Genomic DNA, 11,715 nt, shown 5'->3' on the forward strand with positions numbered 1-11,715 from the left:
TCCCCGACCTTTCCCTGGAACAGCCTTCCTGAGAACGGGAGTTGTGCCTGAGGCGAAGCAGGCGCAGCTCGGCCCGGGCGCCGTACCGACCCTGTTGCGGATCGGTACGGCGTCTGTTGCTGCGGTCGGACTCAGGTCGCTCCGCCCCGCGTTCATAGGAGGATAAGAAACGCGGATAAGACGCTCCCTTCATTCGGGTGACCTTTTCTGCGGCAGGCCGGAATTTGCTGTGTTCGGGGTTTCCGTGGCGTCCGGGGTTCGTTGGCTTCGGTGAAGAAATTCCCGCTGGTGACTTTCGAGTTGCCGAAGAAAGGAACACGATGAAGTCTCTGAAGGCTGCCGCCATCGTTGCCGGGTCTCTGTTCGTGGCCGGTCTCGCCACTCCCGCTGTCGCTGCGGACGCCGCGGGAGGCCGGCCCGTCGACCTCAACGGAAAGGTGCGCAGCAACCTCACCCCGGATGTCGTCAAGGTGCCGGGTGTTGACGGGCAGAAGCTGCTCGACCCGAAGCAGGATCTGGCGTCCAAGGCCATCGAGGAGACGACGGGCGCCGTGGATAACAGCCAACTGGCGGGCTGAGAACCCATGCAGAGCTGAGCGGTTTGGGGGCTCTTTCGTCTCGGGCCTTTGCTCGTTCGGACTTCGAACCGGGTTCCTTTCCGGATCTGCGTATCGGGTGCTTGTGCCCGTCCCTGGGCCGATTCCGCCGTATGCGGGATCGGCCCCTTGACCATGTTCCGCACAGGGATGAAGAGGAGACAGACCGTTGCCGATCAGCAGACCACTGAGATGTACGCCGGTACGCAGAGCGGCCGGGCCCGTGGGTGACAGCTCGTCAGCCGTCGCCGACCTCAAGCAGACCATGGGGCGGCGGCGAGTGGTGCGGGGGGCGTTCGCGGCGGTGCTCGGGATGGTGTCCGTACCGTTCCTGGTGGCGTCGAGATCGGCCGGGGGATCGGCTGGGGCGCAGGAGACGCGGTTCGACGAGACGTATCGCGGGCGCCGCATCGTCGGCGTCAGGCTCGACGACGGCTGGTCCGGGGGCGGCGGATCCGGTGCGTGGTACGTCACCGTGGACGGCCGGCCGCTGCATCTGATGCGCCGGGCGGACAGCAGCTGGGTGAGCATGGTCGACCACTACCAGCCGTACGCGACTCCGCTCGCCGCCACGCGCGGGGCCGTCGACGAACTCGGCCCCACCGCACAGCTGGGCGCGCCGGGAAGTGCGCCGGATGACAGGAGCAGCCGTACGCCGGGCGGGGGCCAGGGAGCCGAGAGGGATCACCATGGTGGCGTACACGCGTAAGGACGTCAGCACGCTCACCCGGTCCGAGCGGCGCCGGTTCGTCGACGCGCTGCTTGAGGTGAAACGCCGTGGCGAGTACGAGCAGTTCGTGCGCACGCACATCGAGTACTCCCGCTCCGACGGCGAGGCCGGGCTGCGCGTCGCCCACATGGCGCCCTCCTTCCTGCCCTGGCACCGCCGGTTCCTGCTGGACCTGGAGGAGGCGCTGCGCCGCGTGGACGACTCGGTGACCCTGCCGTACTGGGACTGGACGCGCAACCGCACCACCACGGCCGTACCGTGGACCGATGACCTGCTCGGCGGCACCGGGCGGCAGTCCGACCGGCAGGTCATGACCGGGCCCTTCGCCCACCGCAACGGCAAGTGGACCATCAAGGTGGGGATCACCGACACCGAGTTCCTCACGCGCGACCTGGGCCGCTCCCGGGACCCGATCGCGCTGCCCACGGCCGCGGATGTGGAGCAGGCCCTCGACGACCCGGTCTACGACACGGCCCCCTGGGGCTCCACGTCCACCAAAGGCTTCCGCAACAAGCTGGAGGGTTGGGGGCCGGGGCGAGGCGCCGTCTCATGGCGTACCCACAACCGGGCCCACCGTTGGGTCGGCGGCCACATGGTCGGCGGTGCCTCCGTCAACGACCCCGCCTTCTGGCTGCACCATGCCTTCGTCGACCTCCTCTGGTCCCGCTGGCAGCGGCGGCATCCGGGCGCCCGCTATCTCCCCGCCGAGCCGCTCGCCCAGGGCGACGCACAGCGCGGCCGGGTCGTCGCGCGGCACGAGAGGATGCCGCCGTGGGATGTGACTCCGGGTGAGGTGGAGGACCACAGCGGGCTCTATCGGTACGCGTAGCCGGCACGGGCCGGGTACGGGTGAAGTACTCAGGCCTGTCCGGCCCAGCGCCCGGAGGAGTCCCGCGCCCGTGCGTAGAGGCGCACTTACTTCTTTCGTGCCACGTAGACGGTGTTGGTCGCGGTGCCGCCCTGGAGCGGGTTGTCGAAGCCGACGACGTGGGCTTCTGGTGCGGCGAAGACCTCCGCGAGTGTGGAGGTGAACTGCTCGTCCGGCGGGTCGTTGGACCACAGGGCGAAGATGCCGTCGGGGTGGAGGTGGTCGGCGAGGGCGCGGAGCCCGGGTGGCTGGTAGAGCGCGGCGTGGCGTGGGTTCAGTACGTGGCGCGGTGAGTGGTCGATGTCCAGCAGGACGGCGTGGAAGCGGCGGCTCGGTGACTGGGGATCCAGGCCGGCGGGATCGCCGGCCGCCGCGAAGAAGTCGCCCTGGACCAGTCGGCAGCGGGGGTCCGACGCCAGGCGGGCGCCGAGCGGTACCAAGTGGCGCTCGTGCCATTCGATCACCTCACCGAGCGCCTCGACCACGATCAGGGACCGGACACGGGGGTCGTCCAGGGCCGCTTGGGCGGTGTGGCCGAGGCCGAGCCCGCCCACCGCGATGTCGAGATCGGCCTCGGGCAGCTGTGCCAGCCCGAGTCGCGCGAGCGCGACCTCTCCCGCGGTGAAGAGGCTGGACATCAGGAACTCGTCCCCAAGCTTCACCTCGTACACGTCGTCGCCCGATGCCGGGTCCCGCCGACGCCGGAGACTGATGTCTCCCAGGGGCGTCGGACGCCAGTCGATCTCTTCGAAGCGCGCGCTCATGCGTGCACCTTTCTCTGCGGGCGATGCCGCGTTGCACGGCCGACGGTCGTACGCGGTACGCGGGTACCCGGCTCAGGCGTCGATGATCACGGGGATGATGAGGGGCTTGCGGCGGTAGGTCCGGAACGCCCAGGACGCCACCGCGCGGGCGATGAGCTGTTCGAGCTGGTGCGCGTCGCCGACGCCCTCCTCGGCCGCGGTGGCCAGGGTCTTCTCGATCACCGGGATGACGGGCTCGAAGGTGGCGTCGTCGTGGACGAACCCGCGGGCCAGGAAGTCGGGGGCCTCGGCGAGGGCGCCGGTGTCGGCGTCGACGAGAGCCACCACCGTGACCACGCCCTCGTTGGCGAGGGTGAGGCGGTCCTTGAGGGAGGCCTCGGTGGCGCCGCCGACTTCCATGCCGTCCACGTAGACGTTGCCCGCGGGCACCTTGCCGGTGATCGAGGCGCGGCCGTCGACGAGGTCGACGACGACACCGTCCTCGGCGATGACGACCCGGTCGGGATCGAGGCCGGTACGGATGGCGAGGTCGCCGTTGGCCCGCAGGTGGCGCCATTCGCCGTGTACGGGCATGACGTGCCGGGGCTTGACGATGTTGTAGCAGTAGACGAGTTCGCCGGCGCTGGCGTGGCCGGAGACGTGCACCTTGGCGTTGCCCTTGTGGACGACGTTGGCGCCCCACCGGGTCAGCCCGTTGATCACCCGGTAGATGGCGTTCTCGTTGCCGGGAATGAGGGAGCTGGCGAGCAGGACCGTGTCGCCCTCGCCGATGCGGATCACATGGTCGCGGTTGGCCATCCGGGACAGGGCGGCCATCGGCTCGCCCTGGGAGCCGGTGCACACCATGGTGATCTTGTGGTCCGGCAGCTTCTCCAGTTCCTTCATGCTGACCACCAGGCCACGCGGAACCTTCAGGTAGCCCAGGTCGCGGGCGATGCCCATGTTGCGGACCATGGAGCGGCCGACGAAGGCCACCTTGCGGCCGTGCTGGTGCGCGGCGTCCAGGACCTGCTGGATGCGGTGCACATGGCTGGCGAAGCTGGAGACGATCACGCGGCGGGGCGCGGTGCGCAGGACCTGCTCGATCGCCGGGTTCAACTCGCGCTCGGAGACGGTGAATCCGGGCACTTCGGCGTTGGTGGAGTCGGTCAGGAAGAGGTCGACGCCCTCCTCGCCGAGGCGGGCGAAGGCTCGTAGGTCGGTGATGCGGTCGTCCAGCGGGAACTGGTCCATCTTGAAGTCGCCGGTGTGCAGCACCATCCCGGCACCGGTGCGGATCGCGACCGCGAGACCGTCCGGGATGGAGTGGTTGACCGCGACGAACTCGCAGTCGAACGGACCGAACCCGCGCCGGTCGCCCTCACGCACCCGCACCGTGCGTGGCCGGATGCCGTGCTCCTTGAGCTTGGCCTCGAGGAACGCCAGCGTCAGTTTCGAGCCCACGACGGGAATGTCGGACCGCTCGCGCAGCAGATACGGCACGCCCCCGATGTGGTCCTCGTGCCCGTGGGTCAGCACCACGGCCACGATGTCGTCCAGGCGGTCCCGGATCGAGGTGAAGTCCGGCAGGATCACGTCCACGCCGGGCTGGGTCTCCTCGGGGAACAGCACGCCGCAGTCGACGATGAGCAGCTTGCCGGCGTGCTCGAAGACGGTCATGTTGCGGCCGATCTCACCCAGGCCGCCCAGGGCGACGACCCGCAGCCCTCCCTTGGGCAGTGGCGGGGCGGCTTGCAGTTCTGGATGCGGATGGCTCATAGCGTGACGTTATCGGAGAGGTGAACGGAGTGATCCATCACCTGCGCGCTCGCTTCTTTCCCGACGGCAGGTGTCATGCGCAGCGAGTGCCCTGGATCACCCGGATTACACGGAGGGCCGGGACAGCCCGCGGTGCAGGTGATGGGTGATTACTGAGCCGCAGTGCGAGGGGCTGCCGAGACGGGCGCGGAAACAGGCCGAGCGGCACCCGTCCCTTCAAGGGCGGGCGCCGCTCGGTGATCTCGTTGTGGGGAGGGGCCTGGCTGTGCCTCAGCCGGGACTCAACCGGTGAAGGTGGGGACGTAGGGGGACAGGGCAGGGGCGAGCTGTACGCCGGGGGCCAGGCCCAGGGCGACCAGGGCGTCCGGCAGGCCGCGGCCGACGCGCGCCGCTTCCGCGGTGCCCCGGGCGGCCAGTGGGCGGCAGCTGGCGGAGATGATGTCGAACACGTGCTGCACCCGGCCGGGGCCTCGGGGCAGCAGCTGGCCGTGGAAGTCCTCGTGGTGGGCGATAACGAGGGCGGCAAGTCCGGCGACATGGGCCGAGGCCGTGCCCGTACCGTCGAGGGCCGTGTAGCCGCCCTGCGCCGCGCACGACAGGACTGCCACGCCGGGAGCGGCCGCGTCGATCCCCGGGCCGTAGCAGCTGAACGGCGCGGCGAACAGCCCTTCCGGTGTCAGCTGCGGGCCCGCATGGGTGGCCTGGGAGGTGTCTGGTGGGTAGGAACCGAAGACGCCCAGCGCGCCCACGGCGAACACGGTCGGCAACGAGCCGGGGAAGGCGACCGGTCCGCCCGTGTCGCCCGCCGGAGCGACGCAGGCGATGCCCGCGGCGCTGGCATCGGCAAGCTTGCGGGAGACCAGCGCCGACGCATACGGGGCCGCCACCGCGATGTGGGCGACGTCGACATCGCGTTCGATGCAGTGGTCCAAGGCGGCGATCAGGTCGCTGAAGCAGCCGCCGGGCTGCACCTGGCAGACCTCCAGCTCGGCGTCGACCGCGATGCCGATGACGCCCTTGCCGGTGTCTGCCCCGGCGATGACGCCCGCCGCATGGGTGCCGGTGCCCACCCTGTCCTGGGCCCACCCCTCTTTCGTACGGCGGACGAGGTCGACCCCGGAGCGCACCCGCTGCTTCAGATCGGGGTGCTCGGAGGCGACGCCCGAACCGATGACCGCGACCTTGACCCCGAAGGCGCGGAACGTGGGAGGCAGCCGGTCCACCCGCATGGCCTGCTGGCCCCAGCCGTACTGCTGCCGCTCCTCCAGCCCCGGGTACACCTTGTCCAGCGGTGTGAGGGTGACCAGGTTCTCCCGGGTCACCGACAGATCGGGACGGCCGATCCAGCGGTCCGCATAGCCGCCCGCGGGCCGGACGTAGAGGGACTGCACGGACTGGACGGTCTCCGTGGCCAGCGTGACGGTGACCGTCCCGTCGGCATCGGTGATGCCCTGCCCCGGCCATGACGAGCCGATCAGGTACACCGCCGCGCCGGTCAGCGGTTCGCCCTCCGGGCCGCAGACGCGCAGCGAGATCTCCACGGGTTCATCCAGCGGCGCGACCAGCGCCGGATCGCGGAGCGGGAGGATCGCCGCGGTCGGCGTGACAGCGGGTCCGGTGCCGGACAGCGGCAGGTCCGGCTCGATGTGTACGTGCAGCGACCGCATCGCCGGCACCTGGGCCTGGTCCGCCTCGACGACCGCGATCTCCGGGCAGGAGGGGCGCAGCCCGGCCGGTTGCAGCTTCTCCGACGGCCGGAGCCTGCGGGTCACCTTGACCTCGGGCATACGCTCCAGCCGGTCGCACACCGCGTCCATGCTGAGCTCGGACACTCCTGGTGGGAGCAGATGCTGCGGCAGCGGCGCCACCATGTACCGCTCCCGGCGCGGTTGCACCGGGCGCGGTGACGGCGCGCCTTCCTCACGCGGCTCCGCCTGCTTGCCCTCGGGTTCGGATCCGCCGGCGCCGCCCCCCTCGGATCCGCTCGCGCGGCTGTTTTCGGGCCTTTCCTTGACCATTACGTCCACCTTCACCACGCCTACCTCGTAACTTGTGCTTCCAATCCGGGGACGGGGGCGGCTCGCGCCTGCACGCTGAGGCGGTGCGCCCGGGAACAGCCCCGGGCACACCGCTTTACGCCGCCCTCAGATCAGCCCATACCGAACGGCTGACCCATCTGACCGAAGCCGAAGCCAGGCTGCTGGGACTGCTGGCCGAACGGCTGCTGGCCGTACTGCTGCTGTCCGAACGGCTGCTGGCCGTACTGCTGCTGGCCGCCGGCCTGCTGTCCGAGCCCGCCGCCCCACTGCTGCTGCTGACCTTGCTGGCTCTGCTGGAGCAGGCCCACGATCGCGGTCGGCAGCGCCTGCTGCACGGACTGCTCCACAGCCTGGCGGATGCCCGCGTGCAGCGAGCGGTGCAGCGCGAGCGCCAGGTACGGGTGAGCCTGCTGGGCCAGGTCCGGCCGCTGCTGGAGCTGCTGCTGGATCTGCTGGATCTGCTGGAACGTCTGCTGCACCTGCTGAGCGGCCTGCTGGGCCGTCTGCTGGCACGCCTGCTGGATCGCCTGCTGGACCTGCTGGGCGACCTGCTGCGGGCCAGCCTGCTGGCCGACCTGCTGCTGCGGTTGAGTACCGGTCATCACCGACATGAATGCTCCGTTCGATGCCTTCACGGGAGAACCGACATGGGGATTATGTCGGTTCTGTCACATAAAGTGACGTCCTTGAAGCTAAACCGACGCCGACTCGGCCGCAATCGGACGACCGCTCCTGGAGAAGGAATCCCTCGACCGGACCGCCGACCAGCACCCGTATGCCTGGCCGCGAAAAGGCTGCGCTACTGGCATCACGTCGCGCCTGAGCGCCCGGCCTCGTCCGGTGGGAACCACGCCGCCGTCCGAGTGACGCTGCCGTGCTGCTCGGCGCGGCGCTCTCCCGTGGTCGGGAGAGCGCCCGTGACGCAGAGTGCCCGCTACCCCGAGGTGACGTCCTTGCGCACCAGCCGGTCGTAGGCCTCGTCGAGCCTGTTCTCGATCTGCTCGACGCCGATGACGTCGAGGCCCTTCTGCCCGGTCACGGCGGCCTTCGCGGCCGAGAGCGCGGAGTCGAACAGAGCCCACGAGTCGGCCGTGTAGTCGGCCTGTGCCGGACTTCCGATCTCGTCCAGCGTGCTCCGGATCGGGGTCGTGTCCACAGGGCCGTCCACGGCACCGGGAATGGCGTTGAACGCGTCGAGAACGATCTTTCCGGACTTGAGGACGAACTTCGCCGTGTGCTTGCCGTCCGGCAGGCCGCGGAGCGTGTACGTCGCGAGGCGCTTGTCGACGGCGGCGGTCTTCGCGTCCTTGGCGACCGGCTTGCCGTCGATGTGGACATCGAGAACGGCGCTGCCGTCGTTGCCGCCGATGATGTCGATGCCCGTGCCGGTGAACGGGACGGTGAAGGACGCGCCGGCAGCCGTGCTCGTCGACGTCGACCGGTACCAGTCCATCGCGTCGCCGAATGCGTTCTTCCTGCTCCAGGCGCCCTCGTACGCGATCGAGCTGTCCATGTTGTCGAGCTGCGCGCCGGCGTACGGCGTGTACCCGTCGATCTTCTCGACCTTCAGGTTGTCGAACGCCGTCTTGTAGAAGTCACTGCCGAGCTTGACGCGGCCTTCGGTCTGCGGAGTCGGATCCTGGTACGTGGAGACGGCTTTCCCGTCGACGAAGGTCGTGATCGTCGCGCCCTTCGCCTCGATGGCGAGGCGGTAGGTGTCGGACGCCGCGACCGTTCCCGTCCTGATCGCGGTGCCGTACTCGTAGAACGTCCAGGCGCCGTCCGGGCGGATACGCACGTTGTAGGCGGCGTCGCTGATCGCCATGCCCTTCTGCTGACGGACGCCCAGGGAGGCGAGTCCGCCGGCCGGGTCCGGGAAGGAGACGTCGACCGTGGCCTTGTAGTTCTCCCAACGGAAGTCGCCGACCGTCGTGTTCGGCGTGTGACGGTTCCAGGCGTGGGTGTCCTTCATGGACTGGTCCATGTACTGGTACAGCACGTTGTCGCCGCGCGCGTCCTTCCCGACCTCCCAGGCGCCGGTCTGGTCGACCATGTAGCGCGGCTGGTTGCCACGGGACGTCAGATAGGGCTGGGACACCTTGCGCGCGCCGTCGGCCGTGCCGACCTGGACCCTGCCTTCCTCCTCGTACCCGAAGTCGTCGGCGTACAGGACGTCGTCGCGGGTGTTGCGCTTCTTGCCGGTGGCGTCGGTGTCGAGCACCGTGCGGTCCCAGGACTTGGGCAGTCGTTGCTTCGTCGCCTTGTCGTGGCTCTTGTCCAGCGTCGTCAGGGTCACGATCGACCGCGGCTTGACCGTGTAGGTGTAGAAGTCGTCGCCGCCGGGCCGGATCTCGTCGGCGAGGTGCTTGAAGTTCGCGTCGTAGGCCTGCCCCGCGTCCGCTCCACGGGTCTCCCAGATCTCCATGGTCGGATTCGGGCCGAGTCGCATGTTCTCGGCCTTGATGCGGTAAGTCCTGGGCTGGTCGCTGTCGTTGACGACGACCGTCGAGAAATCCTTCTTACGGGGATCCGCGAGCGTCATGTAACTCGGGGCCCCGTTCGAGCCGTCGACGTTCTCGGTGCCGCTCACCCCGCTGTGACTGGCTTCCGGCACGGTGCGCCAGATGCCCGCCGTGTTCGTGTCGTTCTCCCAGCCGGTCTTCGCGAACTGGGTGAAGTGCTGCATCACATAGAGGGCCGCGTCGTAATGGAGATAGCCCGACCACGGGTCGCGGGCGCTGACGAGTTCCTTGTGGCTGTACTGCGCGCCTTCGTAGAAGGACCCGATCGCCGGCTGGAAGATGTAGTGCGTCCGCTTGGAGTTGGCGTAGCTCTTGACGGAGCGGTTCGCGAGGTCGAGGGCGCTTTGGACGCCGCCGATGCCGGTGCTCGCGCCATTCGGGCCTTCGGTGTTGTTGACGCGGTATTCGGTGTGGCCGAACGAGGCGGTGCCTTCGCTGTACCAGACCTCCTTGTCCTGGTTGTACTTGTTCTTGCCGGTCGCCAGTTTGGTGTACGGCTGATAGGTGTCGCTGTCGGCGTCCCCCTCGAGCCGGTCGTCGGTGTTGTAGTGGTAGCCCACCGCGTCGACCATGCCGAAGAGTTCCGCATCGGTGAGCATGGACGGACCGATGTGGTGTGTGGTGTTCTCGTCGGAGGCGATGATCTTGATGTTCTGGTAGGCCTTCTTGGCCTTCTGCTGCTTGGCTGCCGGGAGGTTGTAGCGCGGATTCGCGAAGTCCGTGTCGGTGACGATCGCGTTCTTGTACCACTTGATGAACGCCTCGTCCGGATTCCGGGTCTCGTTCTTGTCCGGGTCGACGTAGTCGACCACGTACCCGTACTTCTCGTAGGCGTCGAGGATCGTCTCCTTGTACCACTTGTACATCTCGTCGGTGCCTGTGCCCTTGTCCCATTCGTTCTGGACCCATTCGGGCATTTCCCAGCGGAGAATCGAGACCTTGAGCTTCGGGTTGACCGTCTTGGCGTCGGCGGCCAGTTGGAAGCCCGGCGAGCGGGACGCGTCGGCGAGTTCGTCCGGTGTGCGCATGGTCGCCGGATCGGAACCGGTCGACGTGTTCGTGTCCGTCCCCATCTCGACCTTGACATGGTTGATCAGGGGGTTCTTTCCGCCGAACAGAACTCTGACGAGCTGCCAGTACCGGTCGGGCTGCGCCGCCTTGTAGTCCATCAGCAGGTTGCTCGTGCTGTTGCAGCTGAGCAGGCCGAGGCCCTTGTAGGTCAAGCCGTTCACGTTGTCGCCGCGAACGTCGTTTCCGTTGACTATGACCTCTACGGGATCATCCGCGGTGTAGGCGGCGGGGGCAGTGATCACTCCTGCCGCCAGAGCCATGGCGGCTGCCGCGGCAAGCGACACCCATCCGGGTCTTCTCTGCGTGCCCATCCGGCTTCGACTCCTTCTTCTTGTCGTACGTCTCGTGGACGGTTTCGACTGACGCATGACTTCCTTGTGCCAGGTGATCGGCACCAGATGCCCGCGGCTGCCGTCCGGCACCCTTCACGGCGGGCGGTGGGCTTGCGTCCGTGCCACGGGTGAGCGTCACCGCGGCACCCGGCACGGTGTCCGGGGACGGTATGTCTGCGGCGAGCCAGGGAAGCGCGGTCCCCAGCCCTCGAGGGGACTGGTGTCCCGCGTGCCGTCGGTTCCGCTCCGCGCAGTGCTCCGTGCCGGTGGCACGGGTCACCGGCTGGGGAACGCGGCGCGCGCCCGGGCCAGTTCATCGGCGGTGACGGGCAACACCGTCCCCGTCCCAGTGAGGTGCACACCACCGCACCGATGGCGGGCAGGAGCAACACGGTGCTGGGGCTGCGCCGTGGCGGGCGGCGGATAGCCGGGCACGGAAGGCACGGGCGGCTCGTCCTTTCGCCTTCGGGAAGTGGGCTGTTCCTCGCAGCACACCAAGAGTTCGACATTTCGAACCGTGTTCGGCTTGCCGGGGAAACCGTAGGAGGCGACCGGTTTCACCGTCAATCCCCGTGCTGCCGCTGCCTCATGCGGACGCGGGCCCGGTGCCTCGGGTGCGTCGGGTTCGCCTTCACCGAGCTGCTCAACTTCCGCCTGCTGCCCCGGCTGAAGAACATCGGCAGCATCCGCCTGTACCGGCTCGACGACACCCCGCCCGGCTGGCCGGCGCTCGGTGGTTCGCTGACCCGGGCCATCAAGTGGGACCTGATCGAGCGGCAGTACGACCAGATGGTCAAGTACGCCACCGCCCTGCGCCTGGGGACGGCGGAGGCCGAGCAGATCCTGCGGCGCTTCACTCGCGGCGGGCCCAAGCACCCCACCTACGCCGCGCTCGAAGAAACTCGGCCGCGCCGTACGTACGGTCTTCGCCTGCGACTACCTCGCCGCCCCGGCCTCCGCCGGGAGATCCACGGCGGGCTCCAGGTCGTGGAGAACCGGAACAGCGCGAACACCGTGCTGCACTACGGCAAGGAC

The 11,715-nt window shown here is 68.7% G+C and carries 8 protein-coding genes and 1 pseudogene; 4 read left to right on the top strand and 5 right to left on the bottom strand.

The genetic code is table 11. The features are described from left to right. The first annotated feature begins 320 nt into the window (after positions 1-320). The 3 genes from ACYVO6_RS05515 to ACYVO6_RS05525 all read left to right on the top strand — a co-directional run bounded on the left by ACYVO6_RS05515 (position 321) and on the right by ACYVO6_RS05525 (position 2,155). The gene (locus tag ACYVO6_RS05515) at positions 321-578 is read left to right on the top strand and encodes a hypothetical protein (protein ID WP_461057827.1); all 258 of its coding nucleotides are present in this window, start codon (positions 321-323) and stop codon (positions 576-578) included. 187 nt (positions 579-765) lie between these two features. After that, positions 766-1,305 carry a tyrosinase family oxidase copper chaperone gene (locus tag ACYVO6_RS05520; RefSeq protein WP_461057829.1) on the top strand — a complete coding sequence of 180 codons (540 nt, stop codon included), beginning with the start codon at positions 766-768 and terminating at the stop codon, positions 1,303-1,305. Further along, on the top strand, positions 1,289-2,155 hold the full coding sequence (locus ACYVO6_RS05525) for a tyrosinase family protein (protein WP_461058221.1): 867 nt from the start codon (positions 1,289-1,291) through the stop codon (positions 2,153-2,155). Before ACYVO6_RS05520 ends, ACYVO6_RS05525 begins: the two co-directional genes overlap by 17 nt. 86 nt (positions 2,156-2,241) lie before the next feature. On the opposite strand, the gene ACYVO6_RS05530 is transcribed toward ACYVO6_RS05525, so the two are convergent. The 5 genes from ACYVO6_RS05530 to ACYVO6_RS05550 form a co-directional block, all read right to left on the bottom strand. After that, positions 2,242-2,958, bottom strand: a complete 717-nt coding sequence (locus ACYVO6_RS05530) for a polyamine aminopropyltransferase (protein ID WP_461057831.1) — start codon at positions 2,956-2,958, stop codon at positions 2,242-2,244. A 72-nt stretch (positions 2,959-3,030) separates the two neighbouring features. Then, positions 3,031-4,716, bottom strand: a complete 1,686-nt coding sequence (locus ACYVO6_RS05535) for a ribonuclease J (RefSeq protein WP_461057833.1) — start codon at positions 4,714-4,716, stop codon at positions 3,031-3,033. A gap of 281 nt (positions 4,717-4,997) precedes the next feature. Next, positions 4,998-6,734 (bottom strand): S8 family serine peptidase, encoded by a 1,737-nt coding sequence (locus ACYVO6_RS05540; RefSeq protein ID WP_461057835.1) that lies wholly within the window; start codon positions 6,732-6,734, stop codon positions 4,998-5,000. A 131-nt stretch (positions 6,735-6,865) separates the two neighbouring features. Then, complete coding sequence (locus tag ACYVO6_RS05545) at positions 6,866-7,357, bottom strand: hypothetical protein (protein WP_461057837.1); 492 nt, start codon at positions 7,355-7,357, stop codon at positions 6,866-6,868. 332 nt (positions 7,358-7,689) lie between these two features. Then, the gene (locus tag ACYVO6_RS05550; RefSeq protein ID WP_461057839.1) at positions 7,690-10,659 is read right to left on the bottom strand and encodes a GH59 galactosidase; all 2,970 of its coding nucleotides are present in this window, start codon (positions 10,657-10,659) and stop codon (positions 7,690-7,692) included. Positions 10,660-11,268: 609 nt separating this feature from the next. Between ACYVO6_RS05550 and ACYVO6_RS05555 the strand changes: the two are divergent. After that, positions 11,269-11,703, top strand: a pseudogene (locus tag ACYVO6_RS05555) (Tn3 family transposase); the annotation flags it as partial. Positions 11,704-11,715: the final 12 nt, after the last annotated feature.

It is taken from the genome of Streptomyces pseudoechinosporeus, from assembly GCF_054783935.1.